Below are 21,946 nucleotides of genomic sequence, written 5' to 3'. Positions count from 1 at the left end.
GACGAAAAGATCAATGCCGACAACTCTCTTTGACCGCGACAGCACGTGCGCTCCCGGGGAAAATCGCTGTGTTAGGATTCATATCCGCCGGTTCTCGAATCAACGTGTGCCGATGTTCATGTTCCCGCGCCTTCTCGAGGGGCTTGTCGAGGTCCTTGTCGGGGTCCTTGGCGCCCGGCTTCGCGGCCTCGCCCTTCTCCTCGCCATCATGTTGCCGACGGCCGCGGCGCGGGCCGAAGAAGCCCACGCCATCGCCATGCACGGCAAGCCGGCACTGCCGGCCGACTTCACCCACATGCCCTACACCAACCCCGACGCACCCAAGGGCGGCCGGCTGACCTGGGACCTTCTGGGTACCTTCGACAGCCTCAATCCCCTCATCGTGAAGGGATTGGCGGTGCAGCAGGTCCGGAACTACGTGATCGAGAGTCTTTTGGCGCGCGGCAACGACGAGCCGTTCACACTCTATGGCCTCCTGGCCAGGACGGTCGAAACCGACGACGAGCGGACCTACGTCACTTTCCGCCTCGATCCTCGCGCGCGGTTCTCCGACGGCAAGCCGGTGCTCGCCGAGGACGTCGAGTTCTCCTGGCAGCTCCTGCGCGATCACGGCCGACCGAACCACCGCCATTACTATGCGAAAGTAGCAAAGGCCGAAGTGCTCGATCCCCTCACGATCCGCTTCGATCTGGCCGGCGCCAATGACCGGGAGTTGCCGCTGATCCTCGGCCTGATGCCGATCCTGCCCAAGCATGCGGTCGACGTCGCGACCTTCGAGGAGACGACGATGGTAGGCCCGATCGGCTCGGGCCCGTACCGGGTCACGGCGGTGAAGCCCGGCACCAGCGTGACGCTGACCCGCAACCCCGACTATTGGGGCCGCGACCTGCCGGTCAATCGCGGCCTCTACAATTTCGACGAGATCAGGCTCGACTACTACCGCGAGGCCAACGGCCAGTTCGAAGCCTTCAAGCGCGGCCTCTATGACTTCCGCGTCGAGAACGAGCCGTTGCGCTGGCACGACGGCTACGATTTCCCTGCAGCCAAGACCGGCGAGGTGATCCGCGACACCATCAAGCCGGGCGTGCCACAGCCGTCGGAATTCCTGGTGTTCAACACCCGGCGTCCGATCTTCGCCGACATCCGCGTGCGCCAGGCGCTGACGCTGCTGTTCGACTTCGAGCTGGTCAATCGCAACTACTTCTTCGGGCTCTACTCGCGCGTCGCCGGCTATTTCGCCGGTTCGGACCTCTCCGCCTACGCCCGTCCTGCGGATGCACGCGAGCGCGAGCTGCTCCAACCGTTCGCTGCGCAAATTCCAGCCGACATCATGGATGGCAGCTACCGCCTGCCCGTCACCGACGGCTCGGGGCGCGATCGCACGACGCTGCGCGCGGCGCTCAAGCTTCTGTCGGAGGCCGGCTACGATCTCAACGGAACCGTGCTGCGCAACCGCAAGACCAAGGCTCCCTTCACCTTCGAGATCCTGGTCACGACGCGCGACCAGGAGCGCATCGCGCTTGCCTTCCAGCGCGACCTGAAGCGCGCCGGCATCGAGCCGACCGTGCGATCGGTCGATCCCGTGCAGTTCGACCAGCGCCGGCTCGCTTTCGAGTTCGACATGATCCAGAACCGCTGGGATCAGTCGCTGTCGCCCGGCAACGAGCAATATTTCTATTGGGGCAGCGCCGCTGCCGACAATCCGGGCACCCGCAACTACATGGGCGCCAAGGATCCGGCCGTCGACGCCATGATCGCAGCCCTACTGGAGGCCCGCGAACATACGGCCTTCGTGTCGGCAGTGCGGGCGCTCGACCGCACCCTGATCGCAGGCTTCTACACAATCCCCCTCTTTAACGTATCGGAGCAATGGATCGCGCGCTGGAATCGGATAGAACGGCCATCGGCTACCGCGCTGTCCGGCTATTTGCCGGAGACCTGGTGGTCCAAGGGGCAGCCGCAAGCGAAATGACGAATCAGCCAGCCGCATCGCCGACGCTCGACACGCTGTTTCAGCGCACGCTGTCTCGCCAGCCGCACGCGCCGGCACTGCTCGACCCCATCAACAAGGCGCGCGTGACCGGCCACGAGCCGAGGCGGCTGACCTACGCCGAGGCGGATCTCGCCATCGACGCGCTGTCGGCGCACTTCGTCGAATCCGGCCTGCCGGCCAATTCCGTCATCGCGATCCAGTTGCCGAACACGGTCGAGTTCGTGCTCACGGTGCTCGCCGCCCATCGCGCCGGCCTCGTCGTTGCCGTGCTGCCGCTGCTCTGGCGTCATGCGGAGCTGACCGCCGCGCTCAACCGCACTGCGGCACGCGCAATCGTCACCATGAGCAAGGTCGACGGCGTGATCTATTCCGACCTCGCCATGCATGCCGCAGCGGAAGCGTTTTCGATCCGCCATGTCTTCGGTTTCGGCACCGACCTGCCCGAAGGCATGGCCCCGCTCGACGAGGTGCTGGCGCGCCCGCCCGGCACTACGCGCCGCGTCATCCAGGATGGCCGCAAGGCGGCGATGATCTCTTTCGATGTTACGGCGGAGGGCTTTCGCCCGGTGCCGCGACCGCATTTCAGCCTGATCGCCGGTGGCCTTGCGATGTCGCTGGAGGCCGACGTCAAGCAGGGCGCGACCGTGATGGCGGCGTTCACGCCGATGTCGTTCGCCGGCCTCGCCTCCTCGCTCGCGGTGTGGCTGCTCTCCGGCGGCACGCTGGCGCTGCATCATCCCTTCGAGAGCGAGGTGCTGGAGCAGCAAATCAACGAGCACGATTGCGACGTGCTGATCGCGCCGGCTCAACTCGCGCTTAGGCTTGGCGATTCCGATCTCGCGGCGCGGATGCCGAGCTTACGCAACGTCATCGGCCTGTGGCGCGCGCCGGAGCAGGTAGCGGCGAGCGATGCCTGGATCGCGCCGCATGCGCCGCTCACCGACGTCTATCTGTTCGGCGAGGCCGGGCTGTTCGGCGTCCGGCGCGGCGAGGACGGCATGCCGGTGGCGGTGATGCCGGGTCCCCATGGCGCGCCGCGCGAGCAGTCGGGCTCCTCCATCGCCGGCGAGATCCTGCTCACGCCGAAGGGAACGTTGGGCCTGCGCGGAGCGATGGTCCCGATCGCGGCCTACGCCCCGCCGCAGCCGGTCGGCGAGGCCCTGACGGCGCAGCCGCCGCGGGACTATGTCGACACCGGCTACGCCGCGCGGATCGACAGGGCAAACGGCGCGATCTGCATCACCGCACCCCCGTCCGGCATCATGGCGGTCGGCGGCTACCGCTTCCTCTCCAACGACCTGCAGGAATGGGCCCGGCGGCTCGGCCAGGGCGCGCTGTTGACTGCGCTGCCCGACCGGCTCTCCGGACACCGGCTGGCGGGTCGCGCCCAGGATAACACCCGCGCCCGCGAGGCGCTCAGCGAACTCGGGCTTAACCCTCTGATGGTTGAGGCTTTTCGCGATCGTTCCGGCCCGGTTTGATCGCACTTTCGGCTGATATGTTGACGCGGCATTAAGGCGACCAAACTAGATTGCGCAGCAGTATTGCGTGATCAGAGTTTGCGATGTCCCAGGCGGGCCCGATCCTGTTTGTGTCCAACGCCGAGCGGCCGGCCTTCATTGCGGCGCTGGACGAGGGCCGCCTCTTCCCCATTGTCGACAGCGACTGGGCGAGTGCTGCGCGCGCCGTCGAGCAGATGCAGCCTGCTGCGGTTCTTGCCGCCATGTCAGGCGGACACGAGCCGCACATCGCGCCGTTCGCCAGGAAAATCGCCGACCAGCCACTCTACATTCCGTTCGTCGCACTGGACGCGCCGGGCACTCTCCCCCACAACGCCCTGCCCTTCGCCACGAGCGGCGGCAATCCAGACCGCCTGATCGCGCGGCTGCGCGCCGGGCTGCGCGTACGCACACTGCACGCGACCGTGCTGCGCCGGCTGCCAGAGGTGACGACGAAGGTCTCGGTCCCAGAGGCAGATCCTGCGCGCGATGCCACGGTGCTTCTGATCGGCCGCGGCGCCGCCTATCCCGCGCTCTCGGTCGCGCTCGGCGAACGCGTGGGCGTGATCGGGGCGCTGTCGATCGAAGCCGCCGCAAAGCATCTCAACACCCGCGACATCGACGGCGTCGTGCTCGCCGAAGGTTTCACTGCGCGCGTCACTGACGCCTTCCTCACAGTGCTTGCGGAAGATACCCGCTTCCGCAACCTGCCCGTCGTTGTTACCGCGCACCAGCTCGCGCAGAGCTACGACCTGCCCAATCTCGAGGTCATCTCGGGTGAACCCACCAGGATCGCGGCCAACGCGCTGCCGCTGATCCGCCAGCACGCGATGGAGGCACAACTTGGCCGCACGCTGCGTTCGATCGATGCCGGCGGCTGGCTCGATCCGCGCAGTGGCCTGCTGACGGTCGAAGCCTTCGCCCGCGACTTTTCCAAAGCGGTCGAGCAGACGCTCGCCCGCGGCGGTGGTCTCTCGGTTGCGCGCTTCGCTTTCGATTCGGGCAATCCCCGCGCCCAGTTAGACGCCGCGCGCATCCTGAGTCGGCTGATGCGGCAGATGGATTTTGGCACCGCCCAGAAGGACGGCTCGGTGATCGTCGTGTTCGCAGAGACCGACTTCCGCACCGCCCACATGATCGCCCGACGCCTCTCTGCGGTGATGCGGCACACCTCGAACGGCAAAGGCGAGATGCGCAGCGACCCCGTCGTCAGCGTGGATTCGCTGTCGCCATCGGATACGGCAAGGTCGCTGCTGGCGCGGCTATCCGCCGACGCGTCACGGGCGGCGTCGTAGATACCATCGCGCCCGTTTTCGCGGGATCGGCCCTTTCGTAGGATCTCGGTTTGCCCTGGGATCCGACAAAATCTGAAAAACAACCCCATGCAAAGGAAATGTCAATTGCTGACGTGAAGTCCTACGGATTTTACGAAGCCATTTGACACGTCGGGCAAAACACCGGCATAGTGGCATCATCGAAATAAGTCAGTTGGCCCGCGTGGAGAAATCCGCTGCGGGTTTTTTCATTTGCGCAGGAGATTTTTCATGCCGACGATTGAGAAGAAACCCTTACCGCCGATCGGCTCCGGGTTTGTCACGATCAATCCGTCAGACAAGGAAGACGTTACGAGTCGCGCGCGCGACGTCATAGATCATTACATGTCTGGCAAGGGATCCTGGTGGGACGAAGGGCCGCGAAAATCCGTCCAGCAGACCATCGATGACCTCAAACGATTTAAGGACAGCGTTGTAGCGTCCGAGCAATATATCGATGACCCCGGCTCAGTACTGGGTTCTGTAAAGGAAATGATTGACGCGGCTATCAAGCAGGCCGGCAATGCAATCCCGAGTCTAGAGAATGACGGCCGTGGCGAGATCCGTCCGCGCGATCCAAACGATTCGATCATGCGGGCGCGCCCGCCAATCTTTGCTCCACCAACCACGAATGGGAAAATTCAAATTCTTGCAGCGCCGACAAACCAGGGCGTGCTCTCGACGCCCAAGGCAGCTCAGATCAATCGTGCTCCGGTCGTGCCCCCAGTCGAGAAAGCTCCCGATCGTGACGACCCGAACATCCGTGTTCTCCGTCGCATCGTCAGGGATTGAGATAGTCCATCAGATGCTGAGGAGGCGCGCCCACGCGGTGGCATCAGCGCTGTCGCCAATGTGCGAAAATCGGTTGACGATGTTCCTGCTTCGTTCTATACATACCACCCGCAACCTGTGAGCGATAAATTGTCTGCTAAGCGCGCCACGATATGATGGTTGATGATGAAATTCGCAACAGCGTTCATTTCCGCCGTTCTGCTTTTGCCGGCCTCCTACGCCAAGGACTACAGGTTGGATTACGGCATTGAAACACCGAGAGACAGCGATGCAGGTTCGACGACGTGCCCCTATGGGGTATGCCATGTGAAGGTCGAGAAGCTAAACTTGACGGTCATCATTTCCCTGTCTCGCGACGACCCTGACCACGCGCGCATTCAAATCGAAGGCAAGCCCGGCTGCTGTTTCTTCGAACTAGGTGCGCCATCGCAGAGAATAGTGCCAGGCGACCCGCCACCGAGGCTTCGCTTTTTTGCCGGCATGGCGCCGCGAGGCCTCTTGTTTTTCCAGAATGAGCCGGCGGGAAACCTTTACTTGAGATTCCACCTCGATTGATACTTGAGATTCCACCTCGATTGACGACGTGGGCAAAGCGAAGCGTGCCCACCTGTTTTCAGATCCGAGTGCGGAGATGGTGGGCACACTACGCGCTTTTACGCACCGTACAATGCTCCCAGTAACACGGTCATTGCGAGGAGCGAAGCGACGAAGCAATCCAGCGTCCTTCTGCGGATAGATTTCTGGATTGCTTCGCTTCGCTCGCAATGACGAAGGAGAAGTCCCTACGCCGCCTTCTTGCTCTGTGCGAGCTGCGCGAGCTGGCGCATGATCTCGGTGGTGCCGACGAGGCGCTCTTCCGGCGTCTCCCAGTCCTGGAAGAACACCACCTTCATGTCGGGCCGCACCTTTGCGGCTTGGCCGTGGCTGCGGATGAACGACACCAGGCGGTCGGGATGCGCAAAGGAATTGTCGCGGAACACGATGACGGCGCCCTTCGGGCCCGCGTCGATCTTCTCGACATTGGCCCGTCGACAGAACGCCTTGATCGCGGCGACCTTGAAGAGATAGCGCACCTCATCCGGCAGCACACCGAAGCGGTCGCGCATCTCGGCGGCAAAGTTCTCGATCTCCTCCTCGGTGTCGAGATCTGCGAGCCGCCGGTAGAGCGACAGGCGGACCGAGAGGTCGCCGACATAGTCCTCCGGAATGAGTACAGGCATGCCGATCGTGATCTGCGGCGACCAGCGGTCGGCGGCGGGCTCGGCGACGCCGGCCTTGAGGTTGACGATCGCCTCTTCCAGCATCGACTGGTAGAGCTCAAAGCCGACCTCCTTGATGTGCCCGGACTGCTCCTCACCGAGCAGATTGCCGGCGCCGCGAATGTCGAGATCGTGGGAGGCGAGCTGGAAGCCCGCGCCCAATGTCTCCAGCGATTGCAGCACGGTCAGCCGCCGCTCGGCCTGTGCCGTGATCTTCTGCTGCGCCGGCAGCGTGAACAAGGCGTAGGCGCGCAGCTTGGAGCGTCCGACACGGCCACGGAGCTGATAGAGCTGGGCGAGGCCGAACATGTCGGCCCGATGCACGATCAGCGTGTTGGCGTTCGGAATGTCGAGGCCGGACTCCACGATCGTGGTCGACAGCAGGATGTCGAACCTGCCGTCGTAGAACGCCGTCATGATGTCCTCGATCACGGCCGGGGGCATTTGGCCATGTGCGACCGCGACCTTCATCTCCGGTACGTTCTTGTCGAGGAAATCCTTGACCTCGGCGAGATCGTCGATGCGCGGCACTACGTAGAATGCCTGCCCGCCGCGATAGCGCTCGCGCAAGAGCGCCTCGCGGATCATCAGGGGATCGTGCGGGGCGACGAAGGTGCGCACCGCAAGGCGGTCGACCGGGGGCGAGGCGATGATCGAGAGCTCGCGCACGCCAGTCAAGGCAAGCTGGAGCGTGCGCGGGATCGGCGTTGCCGATAGCGTCAGCACATGCACCTCGGCGCGGAGTGCTTTCAGCCGCTCCTTGTGACTGACGCCGAAATGCTGCTCCTCGTCGACGATCAAGAGGCCAAGGTCACGGAACTTGATCGACTTGCCGAGCAGCGCATGGGTACCCACGACGATGTCGACCGAGCCGTCGGCGATGCCCTTCTTGACCTGGTTGAGCTGCTTGGCCGGGATCAGGCGCGAAGCCTGCGCGACCTGCACCGGGAAGCCGCGGAAGCGTTCGGAGAACGTCTTGTAATGCTGGCGCGCAAGCAGCGTGGTCGGCACCACGACCGCGACCTGCTTGCCTTCCAGCCCGACGGCAAACGCCGCGCGCAGCGCGACCTCCGTCTTGCCGAAGCCGACGTCGCCGCAGATCAGCCGGTCCATGGGCCGGCCCCGCTCGAGGTCCTTCAGCGTGGACTCGATCGCCCCCAACTGGTCCTCGGTCTCGTCATAGGGGAAACGCGCGCAGAACTCGTCATAGAGGCCCGGCTGCACCGGCAGTTTTGGCGCTTCGTGGAGCTGCCGTTCGGCAGCGATCTTGATCAACTCGCCGGCGATCTCGCGGATGCGGTTCTTCAGCTTGGCCTTGCGGGTCTGCCAGCCCGAGCCGCCGAGGCGGTCGAGCTCGACCGTGGTCTGGTCGGAGCCGTAGCGCGACAGCAGTTCGATGTTCTCGACCGGCAGGAACAGCTTTGTCTCGGCGGCATAATGCAGCTCGAGACAGTCATGCGGCGCGCCGGCGACGTCGAGCGTCTGCAGGCCGATGAAGCGGCCGATGCCGTGATCGACGTGCACGACGATGTCGCCGGCAGCGAGGCTCGTGACCTCCGAGATGAAGTTGTCGAGCTTGCGGCTCGCCTTGCGCGGCCGCACCAGGCGATCGCCGAGGATGTCCTGCTCGCTGATGAGCGCGATCTCGTCGGTCTCGAAGCCGCTTTCGAGGCCCAGCACGGCGAGCATGGTCTCGTTGCGCGGAGTTGCCTGCACCGTCCGCCAGCTATTGACGCTGGTGGTGTGGGTCAGCTTATGGTCGCGCAACATCGAGGTCATGCGGTCGCGCGAGCCTTCGGTCCAGAGCGCGATGACGACCTTCTTGCGCTGCGCCTGCAACGCCATCACGTGCGCCACCACGGCCTCGAACACGTTGGCGGTCGTGTCGTTGCGCTCGGGTGCGAAATCCCGCCCCTTGCGCGCGCCGGCATCGACGACGCTCGCGCCATCAGCCGGCACGGAGAATTGCGTCAGCCGCGCCAGCGGAATGTCGGCTTCGCGCTTGGTCCACTCCTCTTCGGTCAGATAGAGCCGGTCGGGCGGCAGCGGCTTGTAGATGCCGCCACCGGTCGGATGCTCCAGCGCGTCGCGGCGCGCCTCGTAGTAGTCGAGGATCTGCTTGAAGCGCTCGCGGATGGCGTCCTCGGCCTGCGGCTCGATCGCGATCGGCGCGCCCTGCAGATAGTCGAACAGCGTGTCCATCCGCTCCTGGAACAGCGGCAGCCAGTGCTCCATGCCGGGATGACGCCGGCCTTCGCTGACGGCCTCGTACAGCGCATCGTCACGCTCGGGCGCGCCGAACTCAGCGACATAGCCCATGCGGAAGCGGCGGATGGTGTCAGTGACGAGCTGGAATTCCGAGATCGGCACGAGATCGAGCGCGCGCATGTCGAGCAGCGTGCGCTGGGTCTCGGCGTCGAAGGAGCGGATCGATTCCAGGCTGTCGCCGAAGAAATCGAAGCGGACGGGCTGGTCGAGGCCGGCCGGGAACAGATCGAGGATGCCGCCGCGCACGGCATATTCTCCGGGCTCGCGCACCGTCGAGGAGCGGCTGTACCCATTGTGCTCGAGCCAGGCGACGATGGTGTCCATCGGCACGACATTGCCGGGTGCGACCGACAGCGCCTGGGCGGCGACGAGATCGCGCGACGGCACGCGCTGCACGACGGCGTTCACGGTCGTCAGCACGATCAGCGGCTTGTCGCTGCCGGTGAGCGAAGCAAGCCGCGCCAGCGTGGTCAGGCGCTGCGCCAGGATGCCGCCATGCGGCGAGACCCGGTCATAGGGCTGGCAGTCCCAGGCCGGGAACGTCAGCACGGGCAGGTCGGGCGCGAAGAATTGCAACGCGCGCTCGAGCTGCTGCATGCGCGGGCCGTCGCGGCAGACGACAGCGAGGCTGACGGCCGGCTTCTTCGGCCGTGCCGCGATGGCGCGCGCGAGGTCGGAGACGACGAGGCCTTCAGCGCCTTCGGCGACGTTGGCGAGCGTCAGTGCGCGGCCCGGCGCGAGCAGCTCGGCCGGAGATTTCGACGGCTGTTTCATGCGTTGCCGTCCGCAATCGGAAATGCCTTGATACGCGCGAACAGCGCGCCTGCAACGTCACCCGGAAGCACTTTGTCTCCCGTGACGGCCGCGTAGAAATCGGGATCGGGCACCTCCAGCAGGTGCTCGAGCTCGGTCAGTTCGGCATCGGACAGGTTGCCAATCTCGGCATCGGCAAAGCGGCCGAGGATGAGGTCCATCTCGCGCGTGCCGCGGTGCCAGCAGCGGAACAGAAGCCGCTTGCGACGCTCATCCAGCCCGTCGCTCGATCGTGTCGTTCCCGTCATGTCTCAAATCCAGTCCAACGCCAAAAGCCCGGACGTGCCGGGCGCGGGTGATATAGCCACTCGGATGACCGATGTCAGCCCTTTGTTGTTCTGGTTTGCCACTCTCCGCCCCGTCATGGCCAGGCTTGTCCCGGCCATCCACGCGTTGCCGAGAAAAAAGCGTGGATGCCCGGCATAAAGCCGGGCATGACGAGCCGAAACGATCCTAGATTCGCCCCATGCGCCCCAGCCTGCTCAACCCGCTGTTTGCTCCCGTGACCAGCCTCCCCGGCGTCGGTCCGAAGCAGGACAAGCTGTTGCGCTATCTGCTCGACCGCGATGAGACGCCGCGGCTGGTCGACCTCCTCCTGCACTTGCCGAGCAACGTGATCGACCGCCGCGCGCGGCCGAAGATCCGTGACGCCGTGCCGGGAACCGTGGTGACGCTGGAGGTGACGATCGACCGCCACCGCCCTCCGCCGCCGCGCAATGCGCGCGCGCCCTATCTCGTCTACGCCAGCGACGATACCGGCGACGTCGTGCTGACCTTCTTCCGCGCCAAGCCCGGCTATGTCGAGAAGCTGCTGCCGATGGGCGAGAAGCGCTACGTCTCCGGCACGCTGCAGATGTATGACGGCATCCCGCAGATCGTGCATCCCGACCGCGTGCTGGACGAGGAGGCCATCGCGAAGCTCTCCGGGATCGATCCCGTCTATCCGCTGACCGAGGGGCTGGCGCTCGGCTCGCTGCGCCGCGCGATCGCGCAGGCGCTGCAGAAGCTCCCCTCCTTGCCGGAATGGATCAGCCCGGACGTGCTCCGCCGCTGCAACTTCCCGCCTCTCGCCGAGGCACTCATCCGTGTGCATCAGCCCGTCGAGCTCACCGACGTCCTGCCCGACCAGCGCTTCTGGTCGCGCCTCGCCTTCGACGAGCTCTTGGCCGGGCAACTGGCGCTGGCGCTGATCCGTGCGCGGTTGCGCCGGCCCGCCGGCGTGCGCAACGCCGGCGACGGCCACCTGCGCAACAAGATCATCGATGCCCTGCCCTATGCGCTGACACCCTCCCAGCGCAGTGCCGCGGCCGCGATCGCCGATGATCTGAAACAATCCGTGCGCATGCTCCGTCTGCTTCAGGGCGACGTCGGCTCCGGCAAGACCGTGGTGGCGTTACTCGCTGCTGCCGCCGTCGCCGAGGTCGGCAAGCAGGCCGCGTTGATGGCGCCGACCGAAATCCTGGCGCGCCAACACATCAAGACCATCGCGCCGCTCGCCGAGCGCGCCGGCTTGCGGGTCGCGATCCTCACCGGGCGGGAAAAAGGCAAGGAGCGGCGCGAGATTCTCGCGCGGCTCGCCGAGGGCGAGATCGATCTCCTCGTCGGCACCCATGCGCTGATCCAGGACGACGTGATCTTTGGGGATCTCGCGCTTGCCGTCGTCGACGAGCAGCACCGTTTCGGCGTGCGCGAGCGATTGGCGCTGACCTCGAAGGGCGAGGCCGTTGACGTGCTGGTGCTGAGCGCCACGCCGATCCCGCGCACGCTGGTGCTGACCTATTTCGGCGACATGGACATCAGCGAGCTGCGCGAAAAGCCCGCCGGCCGGCAGCCGATCGACACCCGCGCGGTGCCGATGAGCCGGATCGAGGAGGTCATGGACGGCGTCGGCCGCGCGCTCCAGTCCGGCAAGCTGGTCTACTGGATTTGTCCGCTGGTCGAGGAGTCCGAGGCCGAAGGCACCGAGCACCTGACCAACGCGACGAAACGTTTCGAGAGTTTGCAGAAGCGCTTCGGCGACCGCGTCGGGCTCGTCCACGGGCAGATGAAGGGCGCAGAGAAGGACCGCGTGATGGGCCAGTTCGCCGCCCACGAGATCGGGCTCCTGGTTGCGACCACCGTGGTCGAGGTCGGCGTCGACGTGCCGGCCGCCACCATCATGGTGATCGAGAACGCCGAGCGCTTCGGCCTTGCCCAGCTCCATCAATTGCGCGGCCGTATCGGACGCGGCTCCGAAGCTTCGACCTGCCTCCTGCTTTACTCAGAGCCGCTCGGCGAAATGTCGAAGGCGCGGCTGAAGGTGATCCGCGAGACCACCGACGGCTTTCGCATCGCCGAGGAAGATTTGAAGCTGCGCGGCGAAGGCGACGTGCTCGGCGTGCGCCAAAGCGGCCTGCCCGGCTATCGGATCGCGCGTTCGGAGGTCCACAGCCAGCTCATCACGCAGGCCCGCGACGAGGCCCTGCGCATCATGAACGACGATCCGAAGCTGAAGGGCGAGCGCGGCGAAGCGCTGCGCTGCCTGCTGTATCTGTATGAGCGGGATGAAGCAATTCCGCTGATTGGGGCGGGTTAAAGTGGTTCATTCTCGTAATTGCCGGGCTTGACCCGGCAATCCATCGCCCGAAGCAACTCTTCTCCGTGATGCATCTCCAATAGATGCGCCGGTCACACTCGCGCGTGACGCGTTGTCTCGGCCGCAGAGCATGCCCAAGCCGGGCCTGGCGTTTCGCGACATTCGGCCCCACGCCCATGAACCGCCCGTAGCCGAGACAGACTCACTTGCAAGCGGTGATCGTGCGCCCGGACGTATCAGAGACGCCCGAGGCAAGGACAAGGCAATTGCCCCAATGAAGGGTACGGGTTCCTTGCGTCATTGCGAGCTGGTTCACACCCAAGGACGATCACTCGTGCTAAAAAGTACATTGGAACTATCCCCATATTTCCTGCTGGAGGTAGATCATGCAGTTCATCTCCACCGAATGGCAGTCAACTTCGACAGCTCCGTCAGACGGAGACCTCGAAATCTGCGCGCTGGACTTTGATGGTATCGTCCATTCGCTTCCTTTTCCTTGTCGCAAGGATGGATCCAATTGGGTCGACCGATCAGGCAAAACGCACGCCGACATTCAGCCGACCCATTGGCGCACATGGACGAGTGCACGCTGATCCATGGCCGCCGTAATGCCGCCGGGGAAGCGATACTCGGGCGAGCTGGTCCAGCACACTGCCACCATTGCCCGCCTGTACGGCAGACAAAGGCGCGCACGTTGCTCGCCGGCCGCGGAACGGACGCACCATGCGCCCGTTAACTGCTCAAGGGCGGTACAGGAAGGAGCAGAACCATGAGGGCTCCCACCACAATCGCTGCGCTCGCGATCATACTCGGCGCGCCCGCACTTTCGCTCGCACAACCGGCTGCGCAAGGTGCGGTCGAATTGAGCGGTGGCACGACGGTATCGCAAAATCCATCGCTGCCGAAACTCAGCCTGACAAACGCGCAGCGCGAGCAGATTCGCAAGACGGTGCTGACCGAGCATAACGATATACAATTCCGGCAAGCAGCCACGAAGTCAGCCAAGGACTTCACACCTGCCGTTGGGGCAACACTTCCGAAAGGCGTCAAGGCTCAAGGCCTACCCACGCAGGTGATCTCGCAATTGCCGGAGCTGCGCGACTACATGTACGCCAAGATGAAGGATCAGGTGCTGATCGTGAACGGCATGACCAACAAGATCGTCGATATGTTCTCGGAGACGCAGCCGCTGTCTTAGCTCAACACATTCTAGCCGAGACATTCGATGGAGTTCGGCCTTGAGGCCGAGCCTTGGCGAGCGCACCGGGCTTGCGAGTGCAATCTAGACCTTCTTTTGGACATTCGCCGCGAACGCTTTCAACAGCTCCGCTTCCGTCGCCTCGCCCTTCGCATCCTCGGCAAGATGCTCGAACCAGCGTGCAAAGCCTTCGTAGATCTGGCTTGCCGGATGATCCGGGCCGAGGAAGCCGGAAATCTCCCGCATCTCCGCAATCCAGCGATAGGCCTTTGGGATCATGTCCGGCAGCGCGACCTCGAGCCGCGCCAGGATCGCAGGCTGGCTCAGTGCGAGCTCGTTGCGAAGCGCATCCGCCGCGCCCGCCTTGGTCGCAGCAAGCACCATGGCCGAGCCGATGCCGGCGAGGCCCTTGACGATTCCGGCGTAGGACATTTTGAGCGCGGAGGCTGCGCCGACCGGCCCCTCGACGATGCGCAGGTCCAGCCCGAGTTGCTTCAACACGGCGACGTCCTTGGCATGCTCGCCGGACATGTAGAACGCCGGTCCCTTGCTGCCGGGCTGCGGCGGGAAGCCGATGATGCCGGCATCGACGAATGGCGCCTGCGCCGAGCTGATGATCTCCTCAATGCGGAGCACGGTTTCGACATTGACGGCATTGCAGTCGACGACGACAGGCTTCTTCTCGCGCCTGACGATCAGTCGCGCCAGGCGCTCCGCCAGCGCGACGGCCTCGCCCGGCGGCACGATCGAGAGAATGATGTCGGCGTCAGCGATCTCATCGTCCTCGGCGCCGACCATGCCCGCGTCTGCCGCCCGTTTCAGCGTCGCTTCGCTCCGCTCCTTCAAGGAGGTGAGCACGCGCGCGCCGTGCTCGCCGAGGCGGCGGGCCACCGCGCTACCCATGGCGCCCGGTGCAAGAATCGCTATCGTGGTTGTCATCGTCGGCTCCGATCGGGTTCCGGCCATAGCGTGGCCAACCGTCGGCCGCGGATTCTACTTGCCGGCGTCCTGCGCGGTAGTGGCGCTGTCCGAGCCGGGATACGGCTCCAGCGCATAGCCGGCCTTCTGCCAGCCGCGGCAGCCACCCTGGAGCACGGACACGTCGGTAAATCCCATCTCCTGCAGGGCGGCGGCCGACAGCGTCGCCTTGCCGCCACCGCCGCAGGTGAGGAGGATCTTCTGATTGCTGTCCTGCAAGGCAGGATCGCGATGCTCTTGCTTCGTGTCGGCTTTGATCGCGAGCTCGCCATGCGTGATGTTGCGGGCACCGGGCAGTGTGCCGCGCTCGCGCAACTGCCACTCGTCGCCGACATCGATGACGGTGACACCACCTTGCTCGATCAGTCGCCTGGCTTCGTCTGGCGCAACCATGCGAACGCTGCCCTCGCGGGCGTCCCGCACTTTGCCATCGAACGTCTTTCCGTCGCTCATCGACTGCTGCTCATTCCACCTTCGCGGGCTCGGGCTTGAGCGTGGTGGAGGCATTGGCGATCCGCGCGGCATTCGCCACGCCGGCGAGCGCCGCCACCTTCTTCGGATCGGCTACGGAGCCAGGCTGCACCACGCCAGCCGACATGATCAGCGTCGCCGCATCCTCGGCACTCAGCTCGACCTCGATGATCTTGCTCTTGGGTACGTAAAAGAAGAAGCCGGTGGTCGGGTTCGGCGAGCACGGCAGGAACACCGAGACGTGCTCCTCTCCCGGCAGGCTGCGCGCGACGTCCTCACTCGGTGATTGCGAGATCAGCACGATCGACCACATGCCCGGCGAAGGAAACTCGACCAAGCCCACCTTGCGGAAGCTCGAGCCCTTGCCCGAGAACAGCGTCTCGAACACCTGCTTCAGGCCACGGTAGATGGCGCGAACGGCCGGGATGCGGCCGAGAAAGGTCTCGCCGACATCGACCAGCGTACGGCCAATCAGGTTGGCGGCGAGGAAGCCGAGCAGTGTCAGCGTGAAGACTGCGACAATCAGTCCCCAACCGGGGACGCCGTAGGGCAGATAGGTTTCCGGGCGATAGGCCAGCGGCACGAAGGGCCGCACCACGCCATCGACCCAGGTCACGAACCACCAGACCAGGTAAAGCGTGATCGCGATCGGCCCCGTCACGACGAGGCCGGTAAGAAAATAGTTGCGGAAACGGCCCATCAGGCCGGTATGAGGTTCCGGGACGGGATCAGCCGGAGGCGCAGGCGGAGACGCGTCGTGGCGGGCGGTCATTCGGGTTCCAGGTGGTCGCAACTCTTTAGCTAAGGTCTTCTAGCAGATTTTTGAAGACCACATAGCGAGCGGCACCCTTCCCGCCTGCCTATTCCACGGTCACCGACTTGGCGAGGTTGCGCGGCTGGTCGACGTCGGTGCCCATCACAACCGCCGTATGATAGGCGAGCAACTGCACCGGCACGGCGTAGACCATCGGCGTGAAGGCCGCTGCCATGTCCGGCATGACGATGGTGACGAGGGAATCGACGGTCGCCTCGGCTGCGCCCTTGGCGTCGGTCATCAGGATAATGTTGCCGCCGCGGGCGGCCACTTCCTGCATGTTGGAGACGGTTTTCTCGAACACCCGGTCGTGGGGCGCAATCACCACCACCGGCACGTTCTCGTCGATCAGCGCGATCGGCCCGTGCTTGAGCTCGCCGGCGGCGTAGCCCTCCGCGTGGATATAGGAGATCTCCTTCAGCTTCAGCGCGCCCTCAAGCGCGAGCGGGAAGCTGGTGCCGCGGCCGAGATAGAGCACGTCGCGCGATTTCGCGATCTCGCGCGCGAGCTTCTCGATCTGGAGCTCGGTGGTGAGCGCGTCCGCCATCAGGCGCGGGATTTCGACGAGACCGTGCACGAGCTTGGTCTCGTCGGCCTCGGACAATTCGCCGCGCGCCTTGCCGGCGGCGACTGCGAGTGCGGCGAGCACCATGAGCTGGCAGGTGAAGGCCTTGGTCGAGGCAACGCCGATCTCCGGGCCGGCCAGCGTCTGCAGCACGGTCTCGCTCTCGCGCGCGATCGTCGAGGTCGGCACGTTGACCACGGCTACCGTGTGCACGCCCGCGGCCTTGGCGTAGCGCAGCGCGGCCAGCGTATCGGCGGTCTCGCCGGACTGCGAGATAAAGATGGCGAGATCGCCCTTGCGCAAGGGGGCCTCGCGATAGCGGAATTCGGACGCGACATCGACCTCGACCGGCAGGCGCGCAAAACGCTCGAACCAGTACTTTGCGACATAGCCGGCATAGCTCGCGGTGCCGCAGGCCGTGATCGTGACGCGCTCGATGGTGCTGAAGTCGAACGGCAGCTTGACCGGCAGCAAGACACGCTCGGTCGCCATGTCGATGTAGCGCGCCAGCGTATGGCCGACCACCTCCGGCTGCTCGTGAATTTCCTTCGCCATGAAGTGGCGGTAGTTGGCTTTGTCGACCAGCGAGGTCGAGGCCGCGTGCTTGATCTTCTCACGCTGGACGGCATGACCGTCCTTGTCGAAGATCGTGGCGCCCTTGCGGGTCAGCACGACCCAGTCGCCATCATCGAGATAGCCGATCGTGTCGGTGAACGGGCCGAGCGCGATGGCGTCCGAGCCGAGATACATCTCGCCCTCGCCATAGCCGATCGCGAGCGGCGGTCCGTTGCGGGCGCCGATCATGAGATCGTCCTCGCCGGCGAAGATGAAGCCGAGCGCGAAGGCGCCGCGCAGCCGCGCCAGCGTCAGCTTCACCGCCTCGACCGGCTTGGTGCCGCGCACCAGCAGGTCGTCGACGAGATGCAGCACGATCTCGGTGTCGGTCTCGGTGTGGAATACCGTGCCGTTGCTCTCGAGCTCCTCGCGCAGCTCGCGGAAATTCTCGATGATGCCGTTGTGGACGACGGCAACGCGCTCGGTCGCGTGCGGATGCGCGTTGTGCTCGGTCGGCTTGCCATGCGTGGCCCAGCGAGTGTGGCCGATGCCGGTCGTGCCCTGCAGCGGCTCGGCGTAGAGCCGCTTCTCCAAATTCTTTAGCTTGCCTTCGGCGCGGCGGCGCTCGAGATGGCTGCCCTCGAGCGTGGCGACGCCTGCGGAATCGTAGCCGCGATATTCAAGACGCTTGAGCGAATCCACCAGTTGCTCCGCAACCGGTTCGCGCCCGAGAATGCCGACAATCCCGCACATGCGGTTCAATATCCCCTAAATCGTCGAAAAATCGCCAAAACGACGCGTTCGGTTTTTATCGAAATTCGCAACGAACCAGATACTCAACAATTGTTGCGGATTGCGACAGCATCAATTTCCGTCAGCCTGACGTGCGTCGAATTGGCCGGCCTTTAACCCCGCACATTAACGCGCTGTCAACACATTTGGCCAACGATTCCCGCCCAGGAGATACGGCCATGAGAGGCTCATCCGACCGCAAAGGTCCGTCGTCGATGTACTTGCGCGCGAGCGAGACCGCGGGCACGCATCTGGCACACTGGCCTCCACCCCAACGCGGCAAGGAAAGCAAGCCCGTCTTCGTCAAGCACCCGGCGGGCGAACCGGCGAAGCGCGCCAAGCCGCGCGGCTGGCGCCTGACCCGCGCGATCTTCTCGGAATTTGCCGAGGACGAATAACGCCGCTCACTTCTCCGGCTTCTTGCCGCCCGTCTTCAGTTCGCGATAGCGCGTGGCGCCGCCTTCCCTGATGGTCTGCTGACTGCGCTCGAGCGCCATCGCATCGTCGGGCACATCGCGCGTGATCACCGAGCCCGAGCCGATATAGGCGCCCTTGCCGATCGTCACAGGAGCGACGAGCGAGGAGTTGGTGCCGATGAAGGCGCCCTGCCCGATCGTCGTCTTGTGCTTCTTGAAGCCGTCGTAGTTGCAGGTGATGGTGCCGGCGCCGATGTTGGAATTGGCCCCGATGGTGGCATCGCCGATGTAGGAGAGATGGTTGACCTTGACGCCAGCCTCCAGCGTCGCGGCCTTGGTCTCCACGAAATTGCCGATGCGGGCGCCGTCGCCGAGCGAGGTGCCGGGCCGCAGGCGCGCATAGGGGCCGATGGAGACGTTCCTGCCGAGCGAGGTCTGCACGATGTGCGAGAAGGAATGGATCACCGTGCCGTCGGCGATCGACACGCCGGGGCCGATCACCACGAACGGTTCGATCGTCACGTCCTTGCCGAAGACGGTGTCGGCGGCGAGATAGACGGTCTCAGGCGCGATCAGTGTGACGCCGGCCTCCATCGCAGCCTTCCGTAGCCGCGCCTGCATCACGGCTTCGGCCTCGGCGAGCTGGGCCTTGGTGTTGATGCCGCGCACCTCGTCTTCGCTGGTCTCGATCACCACGGCTTCCCCTCCCTGTTCGCGGACAATGCCGACCGCATCGGTGAGATAATATTCGCCTTTCGAATTCGCGTTGCCGATTTGCCCGAGGATTTCGAGCGCGCGGCGCCCGTCGAGCGCCATCACGCCGGCGTTGCACAGCGTGATCTTGCGTTCTTCAGGGTTGGCGTCGGCCTGCTCGCGGATCGCGATCAGGCGGTCGCCCTCGACGATGAAGCGGCCGTAGCCGGTGGGATCGGCGGCGCGGAAGCCGAGCGCGGTGAGCGCCGCGCCCTTGGCGAGCGGCGCGCGCAGCCGCGCGAACGTCTCGGCGGAAATCAGCGGCGTGTCGCCGAACGCGATCAAGAGATCGTCAGCCCCGCGCGCGATCGCCTCGCGCGCCGCCAGCACCGCATGCGCGGTACCGAGCCGCTCGGCCTGCATGAAGGTGAGCGCATCGGGCCGGATCCGCTTGACCTCGTCCGCGACCGCCTGATGGCCGGGACCGACCACAACCGCGAGCGAGGTGCCGGTTCCCTTGGGTGCAGCGGCGAGCACATGGGCGAGCAACGTCTGGCCTGCAACGGGATGCAGCACCTTCGGCAGGCTCGATCGCATGCGCGTGCCTTCACCTGCGGCGAGCACGATGGTGAGGCTTGAGCGAACGGTCATTGCAATCCTGTCAAATACGGCCGAATCAATCGGCCCCGGCGGGCAGCGGGCGATACCCTCATAGCGGTCTTGCTACCCCCGCAAATGCCCGGAATTCAAGTGCAGGACAGTTTTCCTGTTAATGTTCCCTGATTGATTCGGGGAAGATCGACGGGGCTGGGCACCTAAACTTCATGGCAAAGGATTCCGACCCGCTGGCCAGTGCCTTCGACACCAAGGAGACCAGCGGGCTTTTCTCCAGATTGGTGGCCGAGGAGAGCACGTTCGACCGCCGCATGATGTGGCGGCTGGGCTCGTGGAGCGTGGCCGCTGTCGGCGCCGTCGTGGTGGCCGTCCTCGCCAACCAGGCGCAGCTCGGCTGGCGGCGCGATCAGGTCGCGGCCACCGATCTGGCGCGCCAGGCCGACCGGCTGCAGATGCTGACGAAGGAAAGCCAGACCGAAGCCCGCAGGCTCGCCTCCGCCATCGAGACGCTGAACACCGATCGCGACCGCCTCTACGCGCGCGTCACGGTGCTGGAGCAAGGGCTCGATTCCGTCACCGGTGCCATCGCCAAGCAGACTCCGCCGCCGCAAGCATCCGCGTCAAAACAGCAGGACGCGTCGGTCGCGGCCGCGCAGCCAGCGCCCGATGTCGCGCCGGTCGCCTCGACGGCGGCGTCAGGCGAAAAGCCGCGTGCGGGTGCCGCCAAGGAGCCGAAGGAAGCTTCGAAGGAAACTGCAAAGGATCAACCGAGCGCGCCGCCGCAGACCGCGGCCGCAGCCTCGCTCGTGCCGCAGTCACCGCCCGCCGCTTCGGCGCTGCCAACCATTCCGCTGGTCGCATCGAAGTCGATCATGGCGCCGCCTGATCCAGCCGCACAAAAATTGATGCAGCCCGAAGCGGCCGAGAAGAAGGCCGAGCCGCCGCCCGCTTCCACCGAAGTTGCGGCAACGACGGCGAAGTCGCCGGAGGCAGCCGAAAGCGAGGCGCCTGCGATCGCGGTTCAGCAGACGCGCTTTGCAATCGATCTCGGTGGCGCCAACTCGATCGACGGCTTGCGTGCGCTCTGGCGCGGCCTGACCAAGTCCAATCCGGAGGTCGCCGGGCTCCGACCCATCATCATGATCAAGGAAGGCACCAACGGGCTCGGCATGCAGCTTCGCCTCGGCGCCGGTCCCCTGATCAATGCCGCCGCCGCGGCGAAACTCTGCGCAGGCCTGACCGAGAGCAACCGCCACTGCGAGACCACCGTGTTCGACGGCCAGCGGCTCTCAATGCGCGGCGGCTCGGACAAGGCGCAAGAGAAGGCAGAGAAGGCGCAAGAAAAGGGAGAGAAGAGCTCGGAGGCGAGCAAGGATCAGGACACGACGACCCAGGCCGAGACGCCGCCCGCCCCAAGCGTCAAGCCCGAAAAGCCGCAGCGTCGCCGCGGCTACTCCTCCAAGCGCGCGAAACATGAAGACCCCCCGCCTCCGCCGCCGCCGGCTGCTCCCGCGAAGCCGGAAACCGCGTCGACGGGATCGACCCTGTCGTCCTTCTTCAGGCGCAGGACGGACTAAGCTCCCGTCAAACGCCGCACCGCATTATGCAATTTATGGACAAGCGGTCCGCCGGGGCCGAAACGATCTTACCTATGCGCTGGGCGCGGCGGCCGCAGTGAACCGCCAGTTGGACACACCCAAATTTTCAGTCCGCCATAGAAACCGGCCATCGGCTGCCAAGTTAACTCGGTCGTGAACCGGAGCGGCCGACGGAGCGCCGGCTTTCACTTCTGTCTTAGGTGCGCCGGCGCGGACATGCTCGACGAAACCAACAAGGCAAACCCGGCTGCCCCAACCGATCATCGGCAGAGGCTTCGCGACAGCGTTTTGCCAGCCGGCGTCCTGGCGCTGGCCGCGGCGGCGACGGCCGCTTGGGCGGTGGCGATCAGTTGGGTGAGCTGGCAGCTCATCGTGTGGCTGCTTCCCTGAGAGACGGCCACGTCGCTATCGAGGAAAGCGAACCAAGATGGCCGCATCTACTTTTGACGGTACCGTCAATGCTCTCTTGGCGCTTTGCAACTCCAGCACTCCACTGACGCAGCCGTTGATCGACGACATTGTCGATCCCTATCTGGTCGATCTGACAGAGGGGATCTACGAACGGCGCCTGGAGCTTGCGCAGGCGTTCCGCGCGAAAGCCAGATCCACGTTCCGCGCGGATCACATCTACGAACGTGTGCTGCGCCGGATCATCCCGTGAAGCCATCTCTCTCGACCCATCAACCGCGCGTGCGGTTGACCGCGAAACCTCCACGCCATCAGGCGATTAGCTCAAGAT

The 21,946-nt window shown here is 64.9% G+C and carries 18 protein-coding genes; 11 read left to right on the top strand and 7 right to left on the bottom strand.

The genetic code is table 11. The annotated features are described in order from the left end of the window. Positions 1-112: 112 nt before the first annotated feature. The 5 genes from MTX21_RS05755 (at position 113) to MTX21_RS05735 (ending at position 6,152) form a co-directional block, all read left to right on the top strand. On the top strand, positions 113-1,972 hold the full coding sequence (locus MTX21_RS05755) for an extracellular solute-binding protein (protein ID WP_280970978.1): 1,860 nt from the start codon (positions 113-115) through the stop codon (positions 1,970-1,972). Then, positions 1,969-3,474: a class I adenylate-forming enzyme family protein gene (locus MTX21_RS05750; RefSeq protein ID WP_280963855.1), complete on the top strand. Its 1,506-nt coding sequence runs from the start codon at positions 1,969-1,971 to the stop codon at positions 3,472-3,474. The genes MTX21_RS05755 and MTX21_RS05750 overlap by 4 nt, the downstream gene beginning before the upstream one ends. 83 nt (positions 3,475-3,557) lie before the next feature. After that, on the top strand, positions 3,558-4,787 hold the full coding sequence (locus tag MTX21_RS05745) for a GGDEF domain-containing protein (RefSeq protein ID WP_280963854.1): 1,230 nt from the start codon (positions 3,558-3,560) through the stop codon (positions 4,785-4,787). A gap of 249 nt (positions 4,788-5,036) precedes the next feature. Then, positions 5,037-5,597, top strand: a complete 561-nt coding sequence (locus tag MTX21_RS05740) for a hypothetical protein (RefSeq protein WP_280963853.1) — start codon at positions 5,037-5,039, stop codon at positions 5,595-5,597. A 162-nt stretch (positions 5,598-5,759) separates the two neighbouring features. After that, on the top strand, positions 5,760-6,152 hold the full coding sequence (locus MTX21_RS05735; protein WP_280963852.1) for a hypothetical protein: 393 nt from the start codon (positions 5,760-5,762) through the stop codon (positions 6,150-6,152). Between the two features lie 227 nt (positions 6,153-6,379). On the opposite strand, the gene mfd is transcribed toward MTX21_RS05735, so the two are convergent. Then, complete coding sequence (gene mfd, locus MTX21_RS05730) at positions 6,380-9,898, bottom strand: transcription-repair coupling factor (protein WP_280963851.1); 3,519 nt, start codon at positions 9,896-9,898, stop codon at positions 6,380-6,382. Then, complete coding sequence (locus MTX21_RS05725; RefSeq protein WP_280963850.1) at positions 9,895-10,185, bottom strand: succinate dehydrogenase assembly factor 2; 291 nt, start codon at positions 10,183-10,185, stop codon at positions 9,895-9,897. The genes mfd and MTX21_RS05725 overlap by 4 nt, the downstream gene beginning before the upstream one ends. 218 nt (positions 10,186-10,403) lie before the next feature. Between MTX21_RS05725 and recG the strand changes: the two genes are divergently transcribed. Together recG and MTX21_RS05715 are read left to right on the top strand one after the other, a co-directional pair. Beyond that, on the top strand, positions 10,404-12,512 hold the full coding sequence (gene recG / locus MTX21_RS05720; RefSeq protein WP_280963849.1) for an ATP-dependent DNA helicase RecG: 2,109 nt from the start codon (positions 10,404-10,406) through the stop codon (positions 12,510-12,512). Between the two features lie 769 nt (positions 12,513-13,281). Next, positions 13,282-13,710 (top strand): hypothetical protein, encoded by a 429-nt coding sequence (locus MTX21_RS05715; RefSeq protein ID WP_280963848.1) that lies wholly within the window; start codon positions 13,282-13,284, stop codon positions 13,708-13,710. Between the two features lie 84 nt (positions 13,711-13,794). Here the strand turns inward: MTX21_RS05715 and MTX21_RS05710 are convergent, their stop codons facing one another. The 4 genes from MTX21_RS05710 to glmS all read right to left on the bottom strand — a co-directional run bounded on the left by MTX21_RS05710 (position 13,795) and on the right by glmS (position 17,846). Then, positions 13,795-14,649 (bottom strand): NAD(P)-dependent oxidoreductase, encoded by an 855-nt coding sequence (locus MTX21_RS05710; RefSeq protein WP_280963847.1) that lies wholly within the window; start codon positions 14,647-14,649, stop codon positions 13,795-13,797. Positions 14,650-14,703: 54 nt separating this feature from the next. Further along, the gene (locus tag MTX21_RS05705) at positions 14,704-15,141 is read right to left on the bottom strand and encodes a rhodanese-like domain-containing protein (protein WP_280963846.1); all 438 of its coding nucleotides are present in this window, start codon (positions 15,139-15,141) and stop codon (positions 14,704-14,706) included. A gap of 10 nt (positions 15,142-15,151) precedes the next feature. Then, on the bottom strand, positions 15,152-15,931 hold the full coding sequence (locus MTX21_RS05700; RefSeq protein WP_280963845.1) for a DUF502 domain-containing protein: 780 nt from the start codon (positions 15,929-15,931) through the stop codon (positions 15,152-15,154). An 88-nt stretch (positions 15,932-16,019) separates the two neighbouring features. Next, on the bottom strand, positions 16,020-17,846 hold the full coding sequence (glmS, locus tag MTX21_RS05695; RefSeq protein WP_280963844.1) for a glutamine--fructose-6-phosphate transaminase (isomerizing): 1,827 nt from the start codon (positions 17,844-17,846) through the stop codon (positions 16,020-16,022). Between the two features lie 218 nt (positions 17,847-18,064). Here glmS and MTX21_RS05690 point away from each other — a divergent pair, with 218 nt between their 5' ends. After that, positions 18,065-18,283, top strand: coding sequence for a hypothetical protein (locus MTX21_RS05690; RefSeq protein ID WP_280963843.1), 219 nt, complete (start codon positions 18,065-18,067; stop codon positions 18,281-18,283). A 6-nt stretch (positions 18,284-18,289) separates the two neighbouring features. Here MTX21_RS05690 and glmU read toward each other — a convergent pair whose 3' ends face one another. Next, positions 18,290-19,645 carry a bifunctional UDP-N-acetylglucosamine diphosphorylase/glucosamine-1-phosphate N-acetyltransferase GlmU gene (gene glmU / locus MTX21_RS05685; protein WP_280963842.1) on the bottom strand — a complete coding sequence of 452 codons (1,356 nt, stop codon included), beginning with the start codon at positions 19,643-19,645 and terminating at the stop codon, positions 18,290-18,292. A 173-nt stretch (positions 19,646-19,818) separates the two neighbouring features. Between glmU and MTX21_RS05680 the strand changes: the two genes are divergently transcribed. From MTX21_RS05680 to MTX21_RS05670, 3 genes are all read left to right on the top strand, one after another. Then, entirely contained in the window at positions 19,819-21,186 is a 1,368-nt protein-coding gene (locus tag MTX21_RS05680; RefSeq protein WP_280963841.1) for a hypothetical protein, read from the top strand. Between the two features lie 237 nt (positions 21,187-21,423). Next, on the top strand, positions 21,424-21,597 hold the full coding sequence (locus tag MTX21_RS05675) for a hypothetical protein (protein WP_280963840.1): 174 nt from the start codon (positions 21,424-21,426) through the stop codon (positions 21,595-21,597). Between the two features lie 115 nt (positions 21,598-21,712). Then, positions 21,713-21,868 (top strand): hypothetical protein, encoded by a 156-nt coding sequence (locus MTX21_RS05670; RefSeq protein WP_280963839.1) that lies wholly within the window; start codon positions 21,713-21,715, stop codon positions 21,866-21,868. The last annotated feature ends 78 nt before the right edge of the window (positions 21,869-21,946 follow it).

This window comes from Bradyrhizobium sp. ISRA430 (genome assembly GCF_029909975.1).
Lineage (GTDB): Bacteria > Pseudomonadota > Alphaproteobacteria > Rhizobiales > Xanthobacteraceae > Bradyrhizobium.
This window is presented reverse-complemented; position numbering and strand designations above follow the sequence as displayed.